This is a genomic window from Rhizobium sp. BK529, from assembly GCF_014194105.1.
Classification (GTDB): domain Bacteria; phylum Pseudomonadota; class Alphaproteobacteria; order Rhizobiales; family Rhizobiaceae; genus Rhizobium.
The window spans coordinates 241867-265906 of record NZ_JACIAU010000004.1 but is presented as its reverse complement, the minus strand read 5'-3'; the positions used below and the strand labels follow the sequence as shown (position 1 = coordinate 265906).

Sequence of the window (24040 nt, the reverse complement as noted above, 5' to 3'; positions counted from 1 at the left end):
CCTCGGTCGTCTGTAGCGTTGTTCGCCACAAGCCTGTTGTGCCTCAGGAAATTCGGGCGGATTCGGCACAGCCATCATAACCAGCCGCCTGAAAACCCCGCTCGTCTCAATCCGACCACCACCGGCTCGCAGCGACGCATAATGTTCCACAGCAAGCCGCTTCGGTAGTTTTCGATCATCAAGACAACCGGACCTTGGTCGATCCCGAAATGGTAAGGGCTGACCCACCATTCGTCGTTGTTGTCACCAGTCGTATATGTCTGGTTGAACGACGGCCTAAACCCATAAAGCCGTGTCATTCCAAGTTTCATGCGGGCAAAGTTTCGCACGGTCGGGATGACGATTTCCGGCGCAAATGGCAGCGAGGCAACCACCACCCAGGGGGATACCGTTCCATCATCTGGCCCATAGGGTGCGCCCCGGGCAACGTAGTCGAAGAATTCCCGATCGACGCCGTCTATATTTCTCTTGATCCAGCCAGGCCCATCGCTTGCCGTGAAGCCCCAGCAATGTTCGCCGTAGCCTTTAAAATTCAGCGGGTTGCGAATGGCATATTCCTGCTGGACGAAAGTGGCATGCCGGCTGTTCTGGAAATAGTCGCTTCGATGCTCGCGCATGAAATTGTCGCGAATGTCGCGAAAATCGATCCACATATGTGAAAGCTGATGCGTAAAGAGCGGGCCGGAATAGAGCAATTCGCGACCGAAGATATTCCGCCATTCGTAGCTCTCCGTGTAAGCCGTATAGCTTTCCGGCGGCAGAGGGTGGCTCGGCGAGCCGAGCCCGAGAATGTAAAGAAGCAGACCTTCGTCATAGCCCCGCCATCGATAGGGAATGAATCCACTTTCCGGTCGCCAGCCATGGGTGAGCGTGGCTCCGTGGTCGCGAGCCCAGTTCCAGTCCACGCGCTCGTACAGCGCCTTGGCAAGTGCGCGAACCTTCGCCTCGTCCTCGGTGTCCGCATCGAAATAAGCCGCGACGGTCAAAGCACCGGCGAACAGGAAAGCCGAGTCGATTGTTGACAATTCGCACTGCCAGACTCGTCGCCCCGTCTCAATGTCGAGGAAATGGTAGAAGAAACCCTTGTAGCCGGAGGCGTCAGGTTCCGGCCCCTGGTGGCAGGATATCAGGAATTCCAGTCGGCGTCGGGCGATCTTGGCGGCAAACTCGCGAATGACGACGCCGCGCTCCACTACGACAGGAATGGTGGCAAGAGCCATGCCGATGGCAGCGATGCTCGCTGGTGCGCCTGCCTGTGTCTTGTCTCGAACCAACCCGTTGTCCGGATTCGTGCATTGCAGATAGTAGAGCAGGGTCGTGAACTGAAGGCGACCGAGGTCCTCTTCCGTCGGCATTCGGTTCAATTCGAGATCGGTTGACAGTAATTCCGACATGATAAGGTAACCAGGGAGATCAGGAGATTTCGTCGGACAACCGGAGGCGGCCCTGGTCGGACGCCTGCCGGCATGATCGTTTACACGCGACGTGTCGCCTAGGCATTGTCTCCCTCTGTGGAAGTCGCCGCCTTCCCTTTCTCCGTGCTCTTGACGCCCCATTTCCAGCCGCTGATCTCGGGCATGTCATCACCATGCTTGTCGATATATTGCCGGTGCTCGATCAGCTTCCCGCGAATTGCCTGCTTGAAATAAGCGGCGCGCGCGCCAAGTTGCGGCAGCCGATCGATCACATCTTCGACGAGATGAAAGCGATCGAGCTGGTTCAGAACGACCATGTCGAACGGCGTCGTGGTCGTTCCCTCTTCCTTGTAGCCTCGGACATGCAGATTTTTATGGTTGGTTCGCCGATAGGTCAGCCGGTGGATCAACCAGGGATATCCGTGGAATGCGAAGATGATCGGCTTATCCTTTGTGAAGAACGCATCGAAGTCAGGATCCGAAAGCCCGTGGGGATGTTCACTCGAGGGCTGCAGCTTCATCAGATTGACGACATTGATGACCCGCACCTTCACCTGGGGAAGGTGCTCGCGGATCAACTGGACGGCGGAGAGCGTCTCCAGAGTGGGAACATCGCCGCAGCAGGCCATGACCACATCCGGTTCCGAGCCCTGGTCATTGCTGGCCCACTCCCAAATGCCGAGACCTTCGGCGCAGTGCTTGATCGCCTCGTCCATCGTGAGCCATTGCAGAGCAGGTTGCTTGCCTGCCACCACGACGTTCACATAGTTGCGGCTGCGCAGGCAATGATCGGTAACGGACAGCAGCGTATTGGCATCCGGCGGAAGATAGACCCGGATGACCTCCGCCTTCTTGTTGATCACATGGTCGATGAAGCCCGGATCCTGATGGGAAAACCCGTTGTGATCCTGCCTCCAGACATGCGAACTCAGGAAGTAGTTGAGCGAGGCGATCGGCCGCCGCCAGGGGATGTGATTGCACACTTTCAGCCATTTGGCATGCTGATTGAACATCGAGTCGATGATGTGAATGAACGCCTCGTAGCAGGAGAAAAAGCCGTGACGTCCGGTCAACAGATAGCCTTCAAGCCAGCCCTGGCATTGATGCTCGCTTAGGACCTCCATGACGCGGCCGTCGGGCGACAGGTGATCGTCCTCCGGGTAGATCTCGGCCATATAGCAGCGATCTGTCACCTCCAGCACGTCCTGCCAGCGATTGGAATTGTTCTCATCTGGGCTAAACAGCCGAAAGTTCTTGCTTTGAAGGTTCAGTTTCATCACATCGCGCAGGAACTTGCCCATGAGGCGAGCCGATTCCGCGGTCACTGATCCGGGCTTGGGAACAGAGACTGCATAATCGCGGAAATCCGGCATCTTCAAATCGCGCAGCAACAGACCACCGTTTGCGTGCGGATTGTCGCTCATCCGGCGATGTCCGGTCGGTGCCAGCGCGGCCAGTTCAGCACGCAATCTGCCATCGTCGTCAAAAAGTTCTTCAGGTTTGTAGGTCTTCATCCAGTGATGAAGCACCTTGATATGTTCCGGTTTGTCCATATCGCCCATCGGAACCTGGTGCGAGCGCCAGTAGTCTTCGCATTTCTTGCCGTCGATCTCCTCTGGGCAGGTCCAGCCCTTCGGCGTACGGAAGACGATCATCGGCCACGCTGGACGACTAACATTTCCTTTGTCCCGCGCTTCCGACCAGATCGCCTTGATCCTGGCAACGGCGGTGTCCATGGCTGCGGCAAGCTGCTGCTGAACCTTGTCGGGCTCATGACCTTCCACGAAAAGGGGCGCATATCCCATGCCCTCAAAGAACTTCACCAATTCCTGATTGGGAATACGGGCAAGGAAGCAGGGATTGGCGATCTTGTAGCCGTTGAGGTGCAGGATCGGCAGAACGCATCCGTCACGCGCCGGATTGAGAAATTTGTTGCCATGCCATCCGGTCGCAAGCGGCCCGGTTTCAGCCTCCCCGTCACCGACGACACAGGCCACGATCAGATCGGGATTATCGAAGGCAGCACCATAGGCGTGGCTGAGCGCATAGCCGAGCTCTCCACCTTCATGAATGCTTCCGGGTGTTTCGGGAGCCACGTGGCTTGGGATGCCGCCGGGAAAGCTGAACTGCTTGAACAGCCGCTTCATGCCTTCCTCGTCCTGGCCAATATTCGGGTAGAATTCGGTGTAGGTCCCTTCCAGATAGGCGTGTGCAACCAGTGACGGTCCGCCGTGGCCAGGGCCGATCACATAGATCATGTTGAGGTCGTCTCGCTTGATCACCCTATTAAGGTGCACATAGAGCATGTTCAGGCCTGGCGAGGTTCCCCAATGGCCGAGTAGCCGCGGCTTGATGTGTTCACGTGCGAGAGGCTTCTTGAGCAGGGGATTGTCGAGCAGATAGATCTGCCCAACCGACAGATAGTTCGATGCCCGCCAATAGGCGTCCATCAGGCGGAGTTCCTCAGCCGAAAGCGGGGTTTTCCCAGGCGACGCTGCCGAGGCTGTTTTGTTCATCACTGCCGTGTCAGGTGAAGCCATCTGAGCCTCCCAATCAAAATGACATTGCTGAATTTCGCCGGTCCGTTTCTTGAAGGCCGGTGCAGTCTCATGTCGATGCGGCTGTACTATTGAGGGGGAGATTCCGGGAAATGCTCCACCACGCCGCGGACACCGCGGACACCCTCCGCCAGAATCCGCGCAGCTCTCCGGCGCGCCGCCGTCTCGACGTTGCCCCAAAAATGTACGATCCCGTCTGCGACCGTGACGCTTACATCCGAGCCTTCCAAGCCGGTATTTTCGCAAAGCCGGACAAGAATGCTGCGGCGGATGGCCTCGTCGCCGGCTGCCGTGTCGTCCGGTTTAGCTGAGTAAATTACTTGCAGGAGATCGGCGCGGCTGACGACGCCGACGAGTTTTCCGTCCCGCAGGACCGGAATGCGCTTGATGCCGCGGTCCTGCATGAGTTCGGCAACACGGGAAAGGGGTGCATTTTCGTCGATCGTGACAGGATCGGGCGTCATGACGTCACCCACTCTCCACGCACATCGCTTTACAAAAGCGTTCGCCCTGTCATCAGGGCCAAGTCCCATATCCGTCTTCAGGGCGAATGCTCCGCTGGACAGTTCCGTACGACGGATCAGATCGCCTTCGCTGATGATACCCAGCAAGCGCCCACCGTCGTCAACGACAGGAACGCCGCTTACATGTTGGTCGGACATCAGCCTGGCCGCATGCCGAACGCTATTGTCAGGTGATACTGTGACAACCGTAGTCGTCATTACATCTTTGACGAGCATCTCGATCCACCGCAGGTCCGAACGATGGGAATCTTCTTTTGCCAATTCCGGAAGCGGGCGTAGGCAAACCGCGTTCGCGAAGAATCCTCCCAACAAAGCTCAAGAAGCCTAATCGGATACTACCGCATTTTGCATTGAGTTGGATCAATCGAAGGCCGCAAATTTGTCTACGGAAAGGTGACCGAAGGAGCAACGTGTGCCCTTCGCCATCGGCGCTCGTTGATGCTTGGCCTGCTTTTGTCCTGACGAAGCCTGTGTGATGGCGTCTCGCTGCGCGGCCGGTGGCAATACCAAGCGCACGTCATAAGGACGTTTAAGCTCCGGTAAGCGTAGGTGTTTTGCCCGACCTGAGAGATAGGTGACGTTTTGTACCGGAGAGATGGGTAACACTTTCCGTCTTTTAGCGGGAGGTGTTGATGCCGTGGACTTCGGTGATGGAGGAACGTCTACGATTTGTTGCCCGACTGCTGGAGGGCGAAGGCATGAGCGATGTGTGCCGGGAGTTCGGCATCTCGCGCAAGACCGGCTACAAGATTTTCAATCGCTACAAGGATGACGGCCTGGAGGCGCTGACGGACCGGTCTCGACGGCCGGTGCGTTACGCCAACCAGTTGCCCGAGCCGGTGGAGGCAATGATCGTGCGGCTCAGACAAGAGAAGCCGCATTGGGGTGCCAGGAAGATCAGAGAACTGCTGGTGAAGCGTCTGGCCGGCGATGTGCGCGTGCCGTCGAAGAGCACGGTGCATGCGGTGCTTGACCGGCACGGGCTGGTCGCTCATGCCCGCAAGCGGCACGACGGTATTTGGCTCGTCAGCTTCATGCACTATGATCTCGGATATATCGACCTGGAGCAGAGGACCTTGCAAACCATCGACAACCCGTTCGGCACGAGGTTGTCACCTATGTCTTAGGGACAATCTGTTACCTATGTCTCCGAGCTGGACAATTGGGAAACTGGAGCGGGCGAAGGGATTCGAACCCTCGACCCCAACCTTGGCAAGGTTGTGCTCTACCCCTGAGCTACACCCGCTCAAATCCGCACCGGTCCGGGGTAGTAAGTAGCGGACCGTGGGCGCCACCTTGCGGCGACGGGCGCTATATCGCCCAAACGATTTTCAAATGCAACAGGGAAATGACGGAAAAACGAAGAAAAGTTTTGATGGTGGAAAACCAGGTTCGGAAACGCCGCGAATGCAAGGCAAAGCGTCGGTCACGAAGATTGCCAAGCGCATGAGGCGGACGTAAGCAGACAATGCAATCTGCTTCTTTCTTGTCTGATGGAATGACGATGACCGAAAACAAGCCCAAGACTCGCCAGGATCTTTTCGCCTTTCTCGATGGTCTCGGCATAGCTCACAACACCAAAGATCATGCCCCCGTCTTCACCGTTGCCGAATCGGTGGCGCTGCGGGATGAAATTCCCGGCGGGCACACCAAAAACCTCTTCGTGAAGGACAAGAAAGATCAGTATTTCCTGCTGACGGTGGAGGAAAATGCCGTTGTCGACCTCAAGCAGGTCCATACCATCATCGGCGCCTCCGGCCGCGTGTCATTCGGTAAGCCTGAAAAGTTGATGGAATATCTGGGTGTCATTCCGGGGGCGGTTACCGCGTTCGGCGCGATCAACGATACCGGCAATAACGTTACGTTCGTACTCGATGCGGATCTGATGCACGACGACATCGTCAACTGCCATCCACTTTCCAACGATGCGACCACTTCGATCGGCAGCGCCGATCTGATACGATTCATGGAAGCGACGGGGCATAAGCCGCTTGTCTTGAAAGTGACGTCCTGACATACGATTTTATCGCTACAAGAGACGCCGGCAGATCGGCGCGGCGGGAGATATCTATGAGCGGCAGCGACAACCCCTATAACGGTTCTTTCGGCAACCAAATGTCGGCAACGGCAAGTTATGGTACAGCACCCCAGCCTGCGGCGGGCGGCAGCCATATCAAGGACACGACGACGGCGAATTTCGCGAAGGATGTTCTGGAGGAATCGCGCAATCAGCCGGTGCTGGTCGATTTCTGGGCGCCGTGGTGTGGTCCGTGCAAGCAGCTGACGCCGGTTCTGGAAAAGGTCGTCAATGAAGGTCAGGGCCGCGTCAAGCTGGTCAAGATGAACATCGACGATCATCCTTCGATCGCCGGTCAGCTCGGTATCCAGTCCATTCCGGCCGTCATCGCCTTCGTCAATGGCCGGCCGGCCGATGGTTTCATGGGAGCGGTGCCGGAAAGCCAGGTTCGCCAGTTCATAGATCGCCTCGCAGGTCCTGCGGACACTGGCCAAACCGCGGAAATCGAAGCGTATCTGGGGCAGGCTTCCGAAGCGCTGGCCGCTGGAGATATCGACGAAGCGGGTCAGCTTTATGGTGCGATCCTTCAGGCCGATCCGGAGAATGCGAAGGCGCTTGTCGGCATGGCCGAGTGCCTGATCGCAGCAGACCAGCATGGCGAGGCCCGTCAGTTGCTGAGCGAGCTGCCGGAAGAGGTTGGCAAGGATGCCGGCATCCAGGCCGTGCTGAAGAAGCTCGACCAGATCGAAGAAGCCCGCAAGCTCGGCGATCCCGTTGCCCTGGAGCGCGAGCTGGCATTGAACCCGGATCATCACGAAGCCCGCCTGAAACTCGCCAAGATCCTCAATGTCGAGGGCAAGCGCGAAGAAGCGGCCGAACACCTGCTTTTCATCATGCGCAAGGATCGCGCTTTTGATGATGATGGTGCGCGACGCCAGCTTCTGCAGTTCTTCGAGGTCTGGGGATTCAAGGATCCGGCAACTGTTTCGGCCCGCCGTAAGCTCTCCTCGATCCTGTTTTCCTGAGTTTGCGGCTTCACCCTTGCGTTTTCAGACAAGGGCACCACATTCCTCGTCAGAGCGGGCGTGTTGGACACGCCCGCCGCTAGAGTGCGGGACTAGTCTTCATGCAAGTGGGCAATGCGAGATATCTGAAGCCCGGTGATCTACCGGACGAGATTGTAGTTTTTCCTCTGACAGGTGCACTTCTCCTGCCTGCTGGACAATTGCCGCTCAATATCTTCGAGCCGCGTTACCTTGCAATGTTCGATGCAGCACTCGCGGGAAACCGTCTGATCGGTATGGTGCAACCGGCTCACGGCGAACATGAGGATAAGACACACGCCCCCGAGCTTGCGACGGTCGGCTGCCTCGGCCGGATCACGTCGTATGCCGAAACCGGCGATGGGCGTTATATTGTTTCGTTGACAGGCGTGTGCCGTTTCCGGCTTCTGGAGGAGAGGCCACACGGCCAGCCATTCCGCACCTTTCGCATCGCGCCGTTCATATCGGACCTTTCCAGCGAGAACGAAGAAGACGCCGTCGACCGCAACGCGCTGTTGACAGCCTTCAAGGCCTATCTCGACGCGAACAAGCTTGAGGCAGATTGGGAAAGCGTCGAGCGCGCCAGCAATCTTACGCTCGTCAATTCGCTGGCCATGATGTCACCCTTCGGCCCAGCTGAAAAACAGGCGCTATTGGAGGCGCCCGACCTCAAGACAAGGGCGGAAACGCTGATTGCCATCACCGAAATCGTGCTTGCCCGCGTTTTCGGCGATTCCGATACCGTGCTACAGTAGAGACCGCCATGGACGAAAAGCTGAGCCGAGTCGATCCCAAACTTCTCGACCTTCTTGTTTGCCCGCTAACCAAGGGTCGGCTTTCTTACGACCGCGAGCATAATGAACTCGTTTCGGAAAAGGCACGGCTTGCCTATCCGATCCGGGACGGCATCCCGATTATGCTGGTTTCGGAAGCGCGTAGTCTCGAAGACGAGTAAGGTCAGATCGTTTCGCCTGCAAGCAGCCGCGGATTGTCCTTGGCTGTCGTTCCTGCCGCTTGGCCGATGAAGAAGGATTTCAGACCGGGCAGGCGATCGACGATGCCGAGGCCGACGTCGCGAGCGATGCGGATCGGAGCCATGTCGTTGGAAAACAGCCGATTCAGTACATCGGTCGTGACGCCCATGCGGAAGGTGTCGAAGCGGCGCCAGCTCTGATAGCGCTCCAGAATGTTGATGGCACCGATATCGAGCCCAAGTCGATCGGCTTCAACGATGGTTTCGGCAAGTGCTGCCACGTCCTTGAAGCCGAGATTGAGGCCCTGGCCGGAGATCGGATGGATGCCGTGTGCTGCGTCACCGGCAAGTGCGAAGCGCGGCGCGACAAAAGAACGGGCGAGTGTCAGACCGAGTGGAAAGGCGCGCTTGTCGCCGACGACCTTGAGAGTGCCGAGCTTGTGGCCGAAGCGGCGCTCCAACTCCTCTTCGAAAACCAGATCATCAGCAGCGACGAGGCGGTTGGCGTCGTTCGTCCGCTCGGTCCAGACCAGCGACGACCGGTTGTTACGCAGCGGCAGGATGGCGAAGGGGCCGGACGGAAGAAAATGCTCTTCGGCGCAGCCATTATGCGGCCGTTCATGCTCAACTGTCGTCACGATGCCGGACTGGCCATAGTCCCAGGTCACGGTCTTGATGCCAGCAAAGTCCCGCAGCCTCGAGCGCACGCCGTCGCAGGCGACCAGCAGGCGCGATTGCAGGGTGCTACCGTCCGAAAGGCTGACTTCGATACTGGTGTCACCGGTTTTCAGCCCCGTGGCGCTGAGATCGTGGCGGATCTCGATGCCGAGCCGCTCGCACAATCCACGCAGTGCGCCGACCATCACCACATTTGGGATCATGTGCGCGAATGGCCGGCCGTCGGCCACTTCGCCATCGAAGGTCAAGAAGATCGGTCGCACGGGATCGGACATCCTGGAATCGGTGACGATCATCTTGTTGATCGGCTGCGCTTCGGGCTGGATTTCGTCCCAGATGCCAAAGACTTCGAGCATCTTCGTCGCGGCCGCGATGATGGCAGAAGCCCGCATATCCTTCTTCCAGACATGCTCGGGCGCAGCCTCAATGACGGCAACGTTGAGATGAGGTGCAGCCTGCTTGACCGCCACGGCCGCGGACAGGCCGACATAACCTCCGCCCACAACCAGCATGTCCAGCATAGCCCGCTCCTCTTACTTTCCACGATCAGATGCGATTTATATAGATCATCAGGTTACCACTTCCTACCGGCGAGACGTGAACAAAAATGACGGAGCAAACGGGCAAGCCTACCGCCATGGAAACATTGATTTCGACGCTCGATATCGAGCCGATCGAGGTCGATATCTTTCGTGGCCGCAGTCCACAGGTCGGCTGGCAGCGGGTGTTCGGCGGGCAGGTGATCGCGCAGGCACTGATGGCGGCGCAGCGCACGGTGGAAAGCGAGCGTTTCATTCACTCGCTACATGCCTATTTCATGCGGCCCGGTGATCCCTCCGTGCCGATCATCTATCAGGTCGAGCGCATTCGCGATGGATCGAGCTTCAATACGCGCCGGGCCGTGGCGATCCAGCACGGCAAGGCGATCTTTGCACTCTCGGCCTCATTCCAGCTGGAGGAGCCGGGCTTCGACCACCAGATTCCCATGCCGGCAGTGCCGATGCCGGAAACGCTGCTTGGCGAGCAGCAGATCAAGGAACAGTATCTCACCCATGCGCCGGCGGCGGTGCGCAAATATTGGGAGCGCGAAAGGCCGATCGAAATCCGACCTGTTTCGCTCAAACACTATTTGACGCGCGAGAAGCTCGAACCGCGGCAGGATGTCTGGGTGCGGGCAACCGGTCCCGTGCCGGACAGCCGGCTCTATCAGGCTGCCGTGCTTGCGTATCTTTCCGACATGACGCTGCTCGATGCATCGCTGCATGCCCACGGGACATCCATCTTCGACCAGAACCTGCAGGTCGCAAGCCTTGACCATGCCATGTGGTTCCACCGACCCGACAAGCTTGACGACTGGCTGCTCTATACGCAAGACAGTCCGTCTGCCTCAGGTGCCAGAGGATTAACCCGCGGTAGCCTGTTTTACACGTTCCGGTGTCCTGATCGCGTCGGTGGCGCAGGAGGGCTTGATTCGGAAAAAGGCAAATGAATAAAGAATAGGCATATTTATAAATTTGCGCGTTATTTGTGCGCTTATTGGCCAATCATTTGCCTGTTTATTGGCGTCTTGTCTTATATCCTTTACATTTCAATAGGTTAACGGTTCTCGCGAATCTGGCACATCCTTTGAATGTCTATCGCCGGTCGCTGTTGAAGAAACCGTCAGCGGCAAGGAGAGTCGGCTCCGCGCCGAGGATAACGAAGGATGGGAAACCAGATGAAAATTGTGATGGCCATTATCAAGCCGTTCAAGCTCGATGAGGTCCGCGAAGCCCTCACGGCGATCGGCATCCAGGGCCTGACTGTAACCGAAGTGAAGGGCTACGGTCGCCAGAAGGGGCACACCGAAATCTATCGCGGCACTGAATATGCGGTGAGCTTCCTGCCGAAGCTCAAGATCGAAATCGCTGTCGCATCCGAAATCGTCGACAAGGCGGTAGAGGCCATCGCAGCATCTGCCAAGACCGGCCAGATCGGTGACGGCAAAATCTTCGTCTACTCGATCGACCATGCCGTGCGCATCCGTACGGGCGAGACCGATTCAGAAGCGCTGTAAAACGAACGGCAGATCAAGGAGCTATTTCCAATGTCAATTTCGAAGTTTTCCTCCAACATCGCACGGGTAGGCGCCTTCTCGGCTGCTCTGCTGGCGCCGGTCGTTGCCTTCGCCCAGGAAGCCGCCCCAGCCGCTGCCGCTGCTGCGCCGGCCATGACGATGGAGAAGGGCGACAACACGTGGATGCTGATTTCCACGGTGCTCGTTCTCCTCATGACCATACCCGGTCTGGCGCTGTTCTACGGCGGTCTCGTCCGCGCCAAGAACATGCTGTCGGTTCTCATGCAGGTCTTCATGATCACGGCGGTCGTCATGATCATCTGGGTCACCTACGGCTATTCGCTCGCCTTCACGGACGGCGGCTCGCTGAACAGCTTTGTTGGTGGCTTCTCCAAGGCCTTCCTTGCCGGTGTGACGCCATCCTCGCTGGCTGAAACCTTCTCGAAGGGCGTTGCGATTCCGGAGCTCACCTTCATCTGCTTCCAGATGACCTTCGCCTGCATTACTCCGGCCCTGATCGTCGGCGCGTTCGCCGAACGTATCAAGTTCTCGGCCGTGATGCTCTTCGTCATCCTGTGGGTCACCGTCGTCTATTTCCCGATGGCGCACATGGTCTGGTTCTGGGGCGGCCCGAGCGCCTACACCGCTCCGGCTGGCTTCATCTACTCGCTCGGCGCAATCGATTTCGCCGGCGGTACGGTCGTTCACATCAATGCCGGTATCGCCGGCCTGATCGGGGCTATCATGCTCGGCAAGCGCACGGGCTATAAGAAGGAGATCATGGCACCGCACTCCATGACGCTCACCATGGTTGGCGCCTCGCTCCTGTGGGTCGGCTGGTTCGGCTTCAACGCCGGTTCCAACCTCGAAGCCAACGGTTACGCATCGCTCGCCATGATCAACACCTTCGTTGCAACGGCAGCTGCCGCTGTTTCCTGGTGCATCGTCGAAAGCTTCGCTCGCGGGAAGGCTTCGATGCTCGGTGCTGCCTCGGGTGCCGTTGCCGGCCTCGTCGCCGTTACCCCGGCTGCTGGTTTTGCCGGGCCAATGGGCTCGATCGTTCTCGGCCTCGTCGTCTCGCCGGTCTGCTACTTCTTCGTCGATGTCGTGAAGAACAAGTTCAACTATGACGACTCGCTCGATGTTTTCGGCGTCCATTGCATTGGCGGTATCCTCGGCGCCATCGGCACCGGTATCCTCGTCAATCCGGCCCTCGGCGGCGCCGGCATCGTTGATTACGGGACGCCGGACTTCGCCGCCACCTACGGCGGTACGGCATCGCAGGTGTTCAAGCAGTTCCAGGGCGTGCTGGTTACGATCGCATGGTCGGGCATCGGCTCGGCGATCCTCTACAAGATCGTCGACGTCATCATCGGGCTGCGCGTTACGGTCGAAGCCGAGCGCGAAGGTCTCGACCTTGCCACGCACGGCGAAGCCGCCTACCACGCCTAATCTAGATTTGCGGCGCCCGCACAAGGGCGCCGCTGAACAGCCCGTCGCGGCTATCTAACCATAAGCCGCTCTTGGCCCGGACCTTCCAAGGTTCGGGTCCTTTTCTTTTTAGTGATCCGACATATGCATGGTTAACATCGCTTTAACTCTACTTTGGTTAGGTGGAGCGGACGCATTTGGCGCGGCGAATCTTTGCGATTCGCGTGCCCACAGGCATTTGGACGGGTTAGAACATGGCAAGAAGTACGTCGCCGGCAATGGATGGCCGTCCTGACCGGTTCTCCTTCTCGGCATTCATGCTGCGGCAGATCCAGGCGCTGATCGGCTTTGCGGTCTTTCTGATGCTGGCGCTCGCGGTTGCGGCACTTGCGACATGGAATGTCACCGATCCCAGCTATTCCTATGCCACGAGTAACCTGCCCACCAATGTGCTGGGCTATAGCGGTGCAGCCTTCGCCGACGTTGCCATGCAGTTCCTGGGGTTGGCGAGCGTCGTTTCGATGCTGCCGATCGTTGCCTGGGCGCTGGCGCTGATTTCCGGTCGCCGTATCAGCCGCATCCCGGCGCGCGCCGGCGCCTGGCTTGCCGGTACTGTGCTTTCGTCCGCCGTTATCGGCTGTTTCCCGCCGCCGCTCACCTGGCCGATCCCGAACGGTATCGGCGGCGTCATCGGTGACATGATCCTGCGCTTTCCGGCTCTCTTCGTCGGCGCTTATCCAACCGGCGTCTTCGCCACCGCCGTCGGCTGCGTCTTCGCCGTCCCAACCGCGTGGATGATGCTCTTTGCGGCCGGTATCGTCGGCCGCAGCGAGCTCGATGAGGAGGAAGACGAACAAGAGGATTATGTCGATACGCGAAGCAAGGCACGTGTCGTCGGCGAAGAGGATGATGAAGACGACGAATCCCGCTGGATGGCCTTCAGCGGTGCCATCACCCATGCCTGGTACATGAATCAGGCCCGTTTCCGCCGGCTTTTCGGCATGGGCCCGCGCAAGCGCCGCCAGAGCGATTTCGAATCGCCCTACGATTTCAACGACGATGAATTCGGTACGCTGAACGAGCCCGTACGTGCCAAGCCTCTTACGCGCGGTGAACGGATGGATCCGTCTATGGAGTCACGCGCCGCATCGAGCCGCCGTGTCGTTTCGGCACCTTCCATCTCTCTCAATGACGATGAAGATGAGGATGACGATCCGCCGTTCGACACCGACATGCCGCCGCGTCCGGCCGATATCCTGCCTGACGACGATGATTGGATGATCCGCGCGCCGGCGAAATCAAATGCTAAGCCTGAACCGCGCGTCATTCCCGCTTCGGCCCGTCCGAAACCTGGCGCCCGCGTCGAACGCGAGGCGCAGGGTTCGTTCATCCGGCCGGAAGGTTTCCAGCTTCCTTCCATGCACCTGCTCGCAGAGCCGAAGAATGTAGTGCGCGATTCCACGCTTTCGGCCGATGCGCTGGAGCAGAATGCCCGCATGCTGGAAGGCGTGCTGGAGGATTTCGGCGTCAAGGGCGAGATCATCCATGTCCGCCCTGGCCCGGTCGTCACGCTTTATGAACTGGAGCCGGCGCCCGGCATCAAGTCGTCCCGCGTCATCGGCCTTGCTGACGATATCGCCCGTTCGATGAGCGCGATCGCCGCCCGTGTCGCCGTCGTGCCGGGTCGCAACGCGATTGGTATCGAATTGCCGAACCAGACGCGCGAAACCGTCTATCTGCGCGAACTGATCGGGTCCCGCGATTTCGAAGGTTCCAAGGCAAAGCTCGCGATGGCACTCGGCAAGACGATCGGCGGCGAGGCTGTCATCGCCGATCTTGCAAAAATGCCGCATCTGCTGGTGGCCGGTACGACCGGTTCGGGCAAGTCGGTTGCCATCAACACCATGATCCTGTCGCTGCTCTATCGCATGACGCCGGAACAGTGCCGTCTCATCATGATCGACCCGAAGATGCTTGAACTCTCAGTGTACGATGGCATTCCACATCTGCTTTCGCCCGTCGTCACCGATCCCAAGAAGGCCGTCGTTGCGCTGAAATGGACCGTCCGGGAGATGGAAGAGCGCTACAAGAAGATGTCGAAGATCGGCGTTCGCAATATCGACGGCTTCAATACGCGTGTCGAGCAGGCGCTTGCCAAGGGCGACACGATCTCGCGCACGGTACAGACCGGCTTCGATCGGCAGACCGGCGAGGCGGTTTACGAGACCGAAGAGTTCGACCTGCAGCCGATGCCCTATATCGTCGTCATCATAGACGAGATGGCCGACCTGATGATGGTCGCCGGCAAGGATATCGAAGGCGCGGTCCAGCGCCTCGCGCAGATGGCGCGTGCGGCCGGCATCCACGTCATCATGGCGACCCAGCGTCCTTCGGTCGACGTCATCACCGGCACGATCAAGGCAAACTTCCCGACCCGTATTTCCTTCCAGGTAACCTCGAAGATCGACAGTCGCACGATCCTCGGCGAGCAGGGCGCTGAACAGCTGCTCGGCATGGGCGACATGCTCTATATGGCGGGTGGCGGCCGTATCCAACGCGTTCACGGTCCTTTCGTATCTGACGTCGAAGTCGAAGAGATTGTCTCCTATCTGAAGACGCAAGGCTCGCCGCAATATCTCGATGCCATCACCGCCGATGACGACGAGGATGGCGATTATGGTGGCGGTCCGGCCGGCACGGCAAACCTTGCCGATTCGGAAGATCCTTATGATCAGGCTGTCGCCATCGTTCTGCGCGACGGCAAGGCATCCACGTCCTATGTTCAGCGCAGGCTCGGGATCGGCTATAACAGGGCCGCGTCGCTGATCGAGCGCATGGAGCAGGAGGGCATCATCGGCCCTGCCAACCATGCCGGCAAACGCGAGATTCTCGTGCCGACGGACGGGGATATCCTGGACCGCTGAGTAAAGAAAATTTGATGGCGCAGCCCGTACGGCGGAAACCTCGGGGCATATAATCTGTTACCTTTTACCGGGTGATTGCGCGCCTTGAAGACGCCGCCTTTCAACGGCATGCAGACCGCATACAGGAGGTTCACATGACCAACTCCGCATCCATCTTCTCCCGCCTACCGGTAACCCGCCGCGATGTTCTCGGCGCTTTTGCCGCTGCGGCCGTCGCAAGCGCCGTTCCGCTCTCTGCCTCCGCCCAGGCGGCCTCACCTGCCGCCAACAGCGCCACCGCGCAGGCCATTGCCGATCATTTCTCCGGTGTTGCCACGATGCAGGGCGAGTTCGTGCAGTTCGGTCCGCGCGGCGAACAGACCGGCGGCAAGTTCTTCATCGAGCGTCCCGGCAAGCTGCGCTTCAATTATGACGATCCGTCGCCGATGCGCGTCATTGCCGATGGCAAGAATGTCGCGATCGGCAATGTGAAACTGAAGACTTGGGATCTTTATCCGCTCTCCAAGACGCCGCTCAGTCTTCTGCTTGCACCGCATATCGATCTCTCGGCCGGCATGGTGAAAGGTGTGAAGGAAGAGTCCGATCTGACGACGATCTCGCTCGGCAACAATACTGTGTTCGGCAATTCGACCATCACAATGATGTTCGATCCCAAGACCTATGATTTGCGTCAATGGACGATCACCGACAACCAGGGCAAGGATACCTCGGTGATGATCTTCAACGTCAAGACCGGTGTTGCTTTTGACGAGCGCGTCTTCCGCGTGCCCTATGAGGATATCAAGGGCACTTCAGCGAACCGTGATTAGAGTGTTTAGTCTACGCATTGGGCTTTCCGAAAATCGATTCAGATCTTCGGGCCGATGCTACGGTGCTTTTCGGTTGATCGCCGGCCGCTTTTGTCTGCGGCCGGTTTTCTCGCTGACGCCTTTGCTCTAAAGCCTTTTCAGACGGATCTGAAAGGGCAGGCATGAGTTTCTCCATCACCACCTGGAACATCAATTCGGTGCGGCTGCGCATGCCGATCGTCGAGCAGTTGGTGCTGAAGCACCGGCCCGACATCCTCTGCCTGCAGGAAACCAAGGTTCCGAACGATCTCTTCCCGCTGGCACCGCTGCGTGCGATGGGCTACGAGCACATCATCGTTCACGGCCAGAAAGGCTACCATGGCGTCGCGATTGCCTCGCGGGTACCGCTGACCGAAGACCATCGGCAGGACTACTGCAATGTCGGCGATGCGCGCCATATTTCGGCAATCTTCGAGCGTGGCAACCGGCGTATCCGCCTGCATAATTTCTACGTTCCTGCCGGGGGTGACGAGCCTGACCGCTCGATCAATCCGAAATTCGGCCACAAGCTCGATTTCATCGAAGAGATGAAGAACCTGAAGGCCAGCGCCGAACCAAACACCTCAGCCATCCTCGTTGGTGATCTCAATATTGCACCGCTGGAACATGATGTCTGGTCGCACAAGCAGCTTCTAAAGATCGTCAGCCATACGCCGGTCGAAACCGACGGGCTCATCGAAGTGATGAAGCGCGGCGGCTGGCACGATCTCATGCGCCAGCATGTGCCTGCCAATGAGAAGCTCTATACGTGGTGGAGCTACCGCGCGAAGGATTGGGAAGCTGCCGACAAGGGCCGACGTCTCGACCACATCTGGTCTTCGCCCGACCTCGGTCCGCATCTGCAGCGCATCGAGGTGCTCAAGGAAGCGCGCGGCTGGGAGCGGCCATCCGATCATGTGCCGGTGACCGTGCATCTCGACCTCTGAGAAGCTTCAGCTGAATCGGTGAAACTGGCTTGCGGCTTGTGCCGCAAGATCGGCAATGCTGTCGCGGATGCGGCTTTCCATGAGGCGTGCCGCAGAGGGATATTCCTCGATCAGGCGATGGAACAGAGCGCGCGTGATGCGGATGATGGCGGTATCCTCGCGTGCGATCGCGGTGAACTTGCGCTCCACCAGCGTGATAAGGGCCAGCTCCGAAATCAACGCTCCCGCACCGGCGATTGCTTCAGTCCGTCCCATGCCATCTGCGCCCGTCACGCTGAGTTCGAGGCTACCGCTGGTGATCACATAGGCGCTTTCGGCGGGTGAACCCTGACGGAACAGCATCTGCCCGGCTGCAATCACGCGCCGGTCTGCGCCGAAAGCAATCAGGCGCAGCTGGTCGTCGTTCATGTCCTTGAAGAGCGGAAGCTGCGACAGCAGATGGATATCGTCGGAAAGAGACATTCTACGGGATGATCTTGTATCCGCCGTTTTCCGTCACAAGGATCTCGGCGTTGGATGGATCCCGCTCGATCTTCTGGCGCAGGCGGTAGACATGTGTTTCCAGCGTGTGAGTGGTGACGCCGGAATTGTAGCCCCAGACTTCTTCCAGCAGCACGTCGCGGGTCACGACCTTCTGTTCGGCGCGGTATAGATAGCGGATGATCGCCGCTTCCTTTTCCGTCAGGCGGATCTTCTGGCCGTTATCAGTCGTCAGCAGCTTCTGACTCGGCTTGAACAGATAAGGGCCGACGGTGAAAGTGGCATCTTCACTCTGTTCATGCTGGCGAAGCTGCACGCGGATGCGCGCGAGCAGCACGGCGAAGCGGAAGGGCTTGGTGACGTAGTCGTTGGCGCCGGCCTCGAGGCCGAGGATCGTGTCCGAATCCGTGTCGTGGCCGGTGAGCATGATGATCGGTGCCTTGAAGCCGCCTTTGCGGAGAAGCTTCACCGCCTCACGACCGTCCATATCCGGCAGGCCAACGTCCATGATCAGCAGATCGACCGGATTTGAGCGGGCGGCTTGCACGCCTTTGCCCGCGGTTGCTTCCTGCAGGACGGAGAATTCCTCATACAACGACAGTTGCTCCGTCAACGTCTGGCGAAGGTCGTCGTCGTCATCCACCAGAAGAATGGTGCGTGCGGTCATGCTGGTGAGTCCTTGCGTTTGTCAGATACTCCTACGCCAAATTCAACATTTGGCAAGGATTGGCGGTCTGTCGTTGCCGCGTAAGACTTCATATGGTTTCAATCGAAGCCCAAGGCAATTCAAGAACATGCGAGAAAAATGGAAAAAGCAAGGCGAGAGCGAATTGGCAGGCCCTCAACGCTCGTGGTGCGCGCCGCGCCCGGCAAACCAAGCAGAGCTATCGTTCGGTTTGGCCCGCTTACCTTACCCGCCGCGATCGGCCGAAGCGGCCGAACCGTGATGAAGCGGGAAGGCGACGGGGCAACGCCGATTGCTTCGATGCAAGTGCTTTACGGCTTTCGGCGCGGCGAACGAAATGGGCGTCTTGCCTCGTCACTGCCGATCAAGCGCATTCGTGCCGACATGCTCTGGTGCGATCAGCCCGCTGATGCGAACTACAACAGGCCGGTCAGGGCGCCGTTCAAGCCGAGCCATGAGGAGATGAAGCGGAAGGATGGGCTTTACGATATTTGTCTGGTGCTCGACTGGAACGTGACCTCACGGGCGCGCAATCGAGGCTCGGCAATCTTCTTCCATCTCATCCGGCCCGGCTATGAGCCGACCGCCGGCTGTGTCGCGGTCAGCGTCCGCGATATGCGCCGTATCCTGCCATTCCTGAGAAGGGGAACGACGGTGAGAGTGATATGACAGCCGACCCATCTTACAAGGCGTTTTGCGAAGTGGGGAGAGGCAGGTCTTGAAGTCGCGCATTGTTCTCGACCGTCCGCGCTATCCCAAAATCGTTTATCCGCTGGACCACGGCTATTTCGAGGGAACGAAGGCGGCCGATGGCGGTGGCGTCGATATCAGGCGCTGCAGCCAGCCGGAAGAGCATATCGTCGCCGATGTCTCTACGATCGATCTTCGCCAACAAGGACGCGGAGGCCAAGCTTTCATCGGCTGCACGGTAGAGGAATCGATATCGTCGCCGGCTTCCACAACAGCAGTCCGTTCAAAGGAACGCTGATCCGCCGGCCTTGAGAAGGAGCCGCTTCCCTTCCGCGGCAAGGGAGCGATTGTCTTCATCGGCCGGTATCCTATATGAATTTTCGACCGAACGCGCGGGCAGCAATGCGTTCAGGGAAAACCGCTTGCGGCTTCAATTCATGCCCATTCAATTCGTGTCTTTGGCCCACTCTTCAAACTTCCGGAGATATATTGTGACCGCTCAGCCCATCATCACTTTCCATGACGGACATTCCATTCCCCAGGTGGGTCTCGGCGTCTGGCAAACCCCGCAGGATATCGCGGCCCCGACCGTGCGCGCGGCCATTGCCGCCGGCTATCGCCATATCGATACGGCGTCCGGCTATGACAATGAAGAGGGTGTCGGCGAAGGCATCCGCCAGGCAGGCGTCGACCGCAGGGATATCTTTGTCACGACGAAGCTGCGCAATACCGACCAGGGATATGACAATGCACTGCGCGCCTTCGAGGTCAGCCTGAAGAAACTCGGTAGCGATTATATCGACCTTTATCTCATTCACTGGCCATCACCGCATCGCGGGCTTTATCGCGAAACCTGGAAGGCTTTCGTGCGCCTGAGGGAAGAAGGCCGCGTGCGATCCATCGGCGTGTCGAACTTCTATCCCGATCATCTCGACCACATCATCGGCGATACGGGCGTGGTTCCGGTCATCAACCAGATCGAGCTTCATCCCGACTTTCAGCAGAAGGCTGCGCAGGAAGCGCACAAGAAGCTGAGCATCGTTACAGAATCCTGGAGCCCGCTCGGTCAGGGTCGTTTCATTTCCAATCCGGTCATCGGCCAGATTGCTGCCAAACACAGCAAGACTCCGGCTCAGGTCATCATCCGCTGGCACATCGATACCGGCCTTGTCGTCATACCGAAGTCGGTGACACCGTCGCGTATCGAAGAGAACTTCGACGTCTTCGATTTCAAGCTGGATGGGGAAGACATGGCTGTGATCGCCAAACTCGACAGCGCCAGCGCTCGTATGGGTCCCGATCCTTACACCGCGACGTTCTAAGCTTTATACAAAATGACCCTCTGGGGGTACCAGAGGGTCATCCACAGCTGCAGCCGATCAATAATTGCAGCTCGAGCCGCCAAAACGGGAGGTGTCGCCTCGCCCGGTGCTGGAGCGCCGGGCTTTTTCATGCTGGTTATGCGAGAAGGATCACTTCCACTCGCGAATATCGACGAAGTGGCCGGCGATCGCAGCGGCTGCGGCCATGGCCGGCGAGACGAGGTGCGTGCGGCCCTTGAAGCCCTGACGGCCTTCGAAATTGCGGTTCGAGGTCGATGCGCAGCGTTCACCCGGCTTCAGGCGGTCGTCGTTCATGGCAAGGCACATGGAGCAGCCTGGCTCGCGCCAGTCGAAGCCGGCAGCCTTGAAGATCTTGTCGAGGCCTTCCGCTTCCGCCTGTTCCTTCACGAGGCCGGAGCCCGGAACGATCATGGCATTGACGGTCGCGGCAACAGTCTTGCCCTCGACAACCTTGGCGGCGGCGCGCAGGTCCTCGATACGGCCATTGGTGCAGGAGCCGATGAAGACGCGATCGACAGCGATGTCGGTCATCTTCGTACCAGGCTTCAGGCCCATATAGTCGAGCGCACGCCACTTGGAGGCACGCTTCGTCTCGTCCTGGATGTCGTCCGGATTCGGCACGATGCCCTGAACGGAGACGACGTCTTCCGGCGAAGAGCCCCAGGAGACGATCGGCGGCAGCTCGGCAGCGTTCAGCTTGACGATACGGTCGAAATGGGCGCCTTCGTCGGACTTCAGCGTCTTCCAATACGCGATCGCCTGTTCCAGCGCTTCACCCTTCGGGGCGCGCGGCTTGCCCTTTATATATTCGAAGGTGATTTCGTCAGGCGCAATCAGGCCAGCGCGGGCGCCGCCTTCGATCGACATATTGCAAATCGTCATGCGGCCTTCCATCGATAGCGAGCGGATCGCTTCGCCGGCATATTCGATGACATAACCGGTGCCGCCGGCCGTACCGATCTCGCCGATGATGGCAAGAACGATATCCTTGGCGGTGACGCCCGGCGGCAGCTGGCCGTCGACCTGCACCAGCATATTCTTGGCCTTCTTCTGAATCAGCGTCTGGGTGGCGAGAACGTGCTCGACTTCCGACGTGCCGATACCGTGGGCGAGCGAGCCGAAGGCGCCATGTGTGGAGGTGTGGCTATCACCGCAGACGATCGTCATGCCCGGCAGGGTGAAGCCTTGTTCCGGCCCGATGATGTGGACGATACCTTGGCGCTTGTCGTTCTCGGAGTAGTACTCGACGTTGAACTCGGCGGCATTCTTGGCGAGCTGCTCGACCTGGATACGGCTTTCCTCGTTCTTGATGCCGAGGTGGCGATCAGCGGAGGTCGGAACGTTGTGGTCGACGACGGCAAGCGTCTTTTCCGGCGCACGGACCTTGCGGCCAGACATGCGCAGACCTTCGAAAGCCTGCGGCGAGGTGACTTCATGGACCAGGTGACGGTCGATGTAGAGAAGACAGGTCCCGTCTTCCTGTTCGTCGACCAGATGGTCGGCCCAGATCTTATCGTAAAGGGTACGCGGTGCGCTCATGGCTAATGTCCGTTTTGGCTGGAGCATGGAATAAGGGATGTGGCGGACAGGCTCCGCCGGCCGTCATTCGATCAACGAAGTCGGCTGTTGAGCGCACCGGAAACGGACGCAAAGAAGCGTGCCGGCAGGCGGTAATGATCCTGCAGCACGAAAATATGCGCACCGATGCATCTGAACTTGGATTCCATGGCGCTGGATATAACGATTTTTGATCGAAACGGCAATTCGAATCGTGAGGCGTGCTAGCGCCGTGGCATCTGCTTCATCTTCTTCTCGATCCGACGCAGGAAGAGCGACAGACCGATCGTGAGGACCAGGTAAATATAGGTGACGATCGAATAGGTTTCGAAGAAGCGGAAGGAGCCGGAGGCATAGACCTTGCCCATCTGCGTGATGTCGGCAACGCCGAGGACGGAGACGAGAGACGAATCTTTAACCATCGAGACGAAGTCGTTGGAAAGCGGCGGAAAGATCACCCGGATAGCCTGCGGAAAGACGACGAGGCGGAAGCGGCGGTAGCGCGACAGGCCGAGCGACTTGGCCGCCTCGATCTGGCCGATATCGACCGACTGGAAACCGGCGCGGAAGATTTCGGCGACGAAGGAGGAATAGCCGATCATCAGCGCGATGATGGCGCGCCACATCAGCGACAGGTCGCGCACGAGGATCGGCTCGGTGACGCCGGCCTTCACCAGAGGCGTAATTGCGAAATTATAGGCCGCGACAAAACCCGGTGCACCGACGAAAGCAATATAGAAGAGCAGCACGAGGATTGGGACGCCCCTGATGATCTCGATATAGAAGCGGGCGATCTGACGTAGCACGATGCTGTCGGAGAGGCCAAGCAGCGCGATGCCGAGGCCGAGCACCGTTGCCAGAACGAAGGCGACGAGAGTCACGAACACGGTGATGCCGACACCATTCACCACTGTCCGGAAGACCTGCGTGTAGATATCGTTGGTGATGATGACGACAGCGAGGACGATGCCGATCAGAACAAGGACGACCAGCCACCAGGGACGGTCGTCCTTCTCGTGTCGCGGGGATGGTTGTGGCGCCATCTGCGATCGCTCAGCAGATCATTCGCCCATCTTGTAGTCGAGGAACCACTTCTTGTTCAGTGCATCGAAAGTGCCGTCTGCCTTCAGGCTGGCAATAGCCGCATTGACGGGAGCGACGAGATCGGAACCTTTCGGGAAGATGAAGCCGAAGTCCTCGGTGCCAAGCGGCTCACCGACGACCTTCAGGCCGCCATTCGAGGAGTCAACATAACCTTTGGCCGCGACGCTATCCGTCAGGACGAGATCGACGTCGCCGGTCTTTAAAGCCTGGACGGTCGCGCCGAAGGTTTCGAAGAGCTTGATACGCGGGTTTTGCTCGTTGCCGTCGAGGATTTCATAGACGGCGGTATAGAAGGGCGATGTACCGGGCTGCGCGCCGATCAGGCCGTCCTTGAAGGCGCCGAAGCTCTTGGCGTCGGTGAAGCGTTTCTCGTCGCCGCGCACCAGCATGAACTGCTGCGAGCGCATGTAAGGGTCGGAGAAGTCGACCTTCTGCTTGCGATCGTCCTTGATGGTGATGCCGGTCATGCCGATGTTATATTGGCCATCGGAGACAGCCTGGATCATCGCATCCCAGCTGGTGTTCTGATATTCGACCTTGAAATTCAGCCGCTTGGCGATCTCATTCATCGCATCATATTCCCAGCCGATCGCCTTGCCGGACTTGGGGTCGACGAACTGCAGCGGCGGATAGGCATTTTCAGTCACCACGACGACGGTCTTGCCGCCAAGGTCCGGCAGGCTGGCGGCGAAGGCTGCGATCGGCGAAAGCATGACGGCGGTCAGGCCGGCAAGAACGGTGCGGCGAAAGAACATGGTGTGGCTCCCCATTATTTGAACGGCAGAATT

At 58.7% G+C, this 24040-nt stretch carries 21 protein-coding genes, 1 tRNA gene and 2 pseudogenes; 14 read left to right on the top strand and 10 right to left on the bottom strand.

The annotated features are described in order from the left end of the window. Positions 1-74: 74 nt before the first annotated feature. The 3 genes from FHX08_RS24120 to FHX08_RS24110 form a co-directional block, all read right to left on the bottom strand. The gene (locus FHX08_RS24120) at positions 75-1394 is read right to left on the bottom strand and encodes a glucoamylase family protein (protein ID WP_132655864.1); all 1320 of its coding nucleotides are present in this window, start codon (positions 1392-1394) and stop codon (positions 75-77) included. Between the two features lie 98 nt (positions 1395-1492). Then, positions 1493-3955: a phosphoketolase gene (locus FHX08_RS24115; protein WP_132655862.1), complete on the bottom strand. Its 2463-nt coding sequence runs from the start codon at positions 3953-3955 to the stop codon at positions 1493-1495. A gap of 86 nt (positions 3956-4041) precedes the next feature. After that, positions 4042-4713, bottom strand: coding sequence for a CBS domain-containing protein (locus FHX08_RS24110; protein WP_132655860.1), 672 nt, complete (start codon positions 4711-4713; stop codon positions 4042-4044). 416 nt (positions 4714-5129) lie between these two features. Here FHX08_RS24110 and FHX08_RS24105 point away from each other — a divergent pair. Further along, a pseudogene (locus tag FHX08_RS24105) lies at positions 5130-5486 on the top strand (helix-turn-helix domain-containing protein); the annotation flags it as partial. 182 nt (positions 5487-5668) lie between these two features. Here the strand turns inward: FHX08_RS24105 and FHX08_RS24100 are convergent. Further along, positions 5669-5743 (bottom strand) — tRNA-Gly (locus FHX08_RS24100). Between the two features lie 258 nt (positions 5744-6001). Between FHX08_RS24100 and FHX08_RS24095 the strand changes: the two genes are divergently transcribed. The 4 genes from FHX08_RS24095 to FHX08_RS24080 all read left to right on the top strand — a co-directional run bounded on the left by FHX08_RS24095 (position 6002) and on the right by FHX08_RS24080 (position 8512). Further along, entirely contained in the window at positions 6002-6511 is a 510-nt protein-coding gene (locus FHX08_RS24095; protein ID WP_132655856.1) for a prolyl-tRNA synthetase associated domain-containing protein, read from the top strand. Between the two features lie 56 nt (positions 6512-6567). Beyond that, positions 6568-7539, top strand: a complete 972-nt coding sequence (gene trxA, locus FHX08_RS24090; RefSeq protein WP_132655854.1) for a thioredoxin — start codon at positions 6568-6570, stop codon at positions 7537-7539. A 101-nt stretch (positions 7540-7640) separates the two neighbouring features. After that, positions 7641-8312, top strand: coding sequence for an LON peptidase substrate-binding domain-containing protein (locus FHX08_RS24085; protein ID WP_132655852.1), 672 nt, complete (start codon positions 7641-7643; stop codon positions 8310-8312). 8 nt (positions 8313-8320) lie between these two features. Continuing rightward, entirely contained in the window at positions 8321-8512 is a 192-nt protein-coding gene (locus tag FHX08_RS24080) for a Trm112 family protein (RefSeq protein ID WP_132655850.1), read from the top strand. A gap of 2 nt (positions 8513-8514) precedes the next feature. On the opposite strand, the gene FHX08_RS24075 is transcribed toward FHX08_RS24080, so the two are convergent. Then, complete coding sequence (locus tag FHX08_RS24075) at positions 8515-9729, bottom strand: ubiquinone biosynthesis hydroxylase (protein WP_132655848.1); 1215 nt, start codon at positions 9727-9729, stop codon at positions 8515-8517. Positions 9730-9815: 86 nt separating this feature from the next. On the opposite strand from FHX08_RS24075, the pseudogene tesB reads away from it, so the two are divergent. The 6 genes and pseudogenes from tesB (at position 9816) to FHX08_RS24045 (ending at position 17393) form a co-directional block, all read left to right on the top strand. Then, positions 9816-10701: pseudogene (gene tesB / locus FHX08_RS24070) on the top strand (acyl-CoA thioesterase II). 212 nt (positions 10702-10913) lie between these two features. Further along, positions 10914-11264: a P-II family nitrogen regulator gene (locus tag FHX08_RS24065; RefSeq protein WP_007814595.1), complete on the top strand. Its 351-nt coding sequence runs from the start codon at positions 10914-10916 to the stop codon at positions 11262-11264. A 30-nt stretch (positions 11265-11294) separates the two neighbouring features. Continuing rightward, positions 11295-12716 (top strand): ammonium transporter, encoded by a 1422-nt coding sequence (locus tag FHX08_RS24060; protein ID WP_132655846.1) that lies wholly within the window; start codon positions 11295-11297, stop codon positions 12714-12716. A gap of 233 nt (positions 12717-12949) precedes the next feature. Continuing rightward, positions 12950-15619, top strand: coding sequence for an FtsK/SpoIIIE family DNA translocase (locus tag FHX08_RS24055; protein WP_132655844.1), 2670 nt, complete (start codon positions 12950-12952; stop codon positions 15617-15619). 134 nt (positions 15620-15753) lie between these two features. Beyond that, positions 15754-16428: an outer membrane lipoprotein carrier protein LolA gene (locus tag FHX08_RS24050; protein ID WP_132655842.1), complete on the top strand. Its 675-nt coding sequence runs from the start codon at positions 15754-15756 to the stop codon at positions 16426-16428. Between the two features lie 161 nt (positions 16429-16589). Beyond that, a complete protein-coding gene (locus FHX08_RS24045; protein ID WP_132655840.1) occupies positions 16590-17393 on the top strand; it encodes an exodeoxyribonuclease III in 804 nt (267 codons plus the stop codon). Between the two features lie 6 nt (positions 17394-17399). Here the strand turns inward: FHX08_RS24045 and FHX08_RS24040 are convergent, their stop codons facing one another. Then, positions 17400-17855 (bottom strand): cyclic nucleotide-binding domain-containing protein, encoded by a 456-nt coding sequence (locus tag FHX08_RS24040; protein WP_132655838.1) that lies wholly within the window; start codon positions 17853-17855, stop codon positions 17400-17402. 1 nt (position 17856) lies between these two features. Continuing rightward, on the bottom strand, positions 17857-18540 hold the full coding sequence (locus tag FHX08_RS24035; RefSeq protein ID WP_007814583.1) for a response regulator transcription factor: 684 nt from the start codon (positions 18538-18540) through the stop codon (positions 17857-17859). A gap of 138 nt (positions 18541-18678) precedes the next feature. Between FHX08_RS24035 and FHX08_RS24030 the strand changes: the two genes are divergently transcribed. The 3 genes from FHX08_RS24030 to FHX08_RS24020 all read left to right on the top strand — a co-directional run bounded on the left by FHX08_RS24030 (position 18679) and on the right by FHX08_RS24020 (position 20570). Continuing rightward, a complete protein-coding gene (locus FHX08_RS24030) occupies positions 18679-19227 on the top strand; it encodes a L,D-transpeptidase (RefSeq protein WP_132655836.1) in 549 nt (182 codons plus the stop codon). A gap of 49 nt (positions 19228-19276) precedes the next feature. Then, entirely contained in the window at positions 19277-19546 is a 270-nt protein-coding gene (locus FHX08_RS24025; protein ID WP_132655834.1) for a hypothetical protein, read from the top strand. A 193-nt stretch (positions 19547-19739) separates the two neighbouring features. Then, entirely contained in the window at positions 19740-20570 is an 831-nt protein-coding gene (locus tag FHX08_RS24020) for an aldo/keto reductase (protein ID WP_132655832.1), read from the top strand. Between the two features lie 150 nt (positions 20571-20720). On the opposite strand, the gene leuC is transcribed toward FHX08_RS24020, so the two are convergent. From leuC to FHX08_RS24005, 3 genes are all read right to left on the bottom strand, one after another. After that, positions 20721-22130: a 3-isopropylmalate dehydratase large subunit gene (gene leuC / locus FHX08_RS24015; RefSeq protein ID WP_132655830.1), complete on the bottom strand. Its 1410-nt coding sequence runs from the start codon at positions 22128-22130 to the stop codon at positions 20721-20723. A gap of 242 nt (positions 22131-22372) precedes the next feature. Further along, the gene (locus FHX08_RS24010; RefSeq protein WP_132655828.1) at positions 22373-23191 is read right to left on the bottom strand and encodes an amino acid ABC transporter permease; all 819 of its coding nucleotides are present in this window, start codon (positions 23189-23191) and stop codon (positions 22373-22375) included. A gap of 18 nt (positions 23192-23209) precedes the next feature. Next, positions 23210-24007, bottom strand: coding sequence for a basic amino acid ABC transporter substrate-binding protein (locus FHX08_RS24005; RefSeq protein WP_132655826.1), 798 nt, complete (start codon positions 24005-24007; stop codon positions 23210-23212). Positions 24008-24040: the final 33 nt, after the last annotated feature.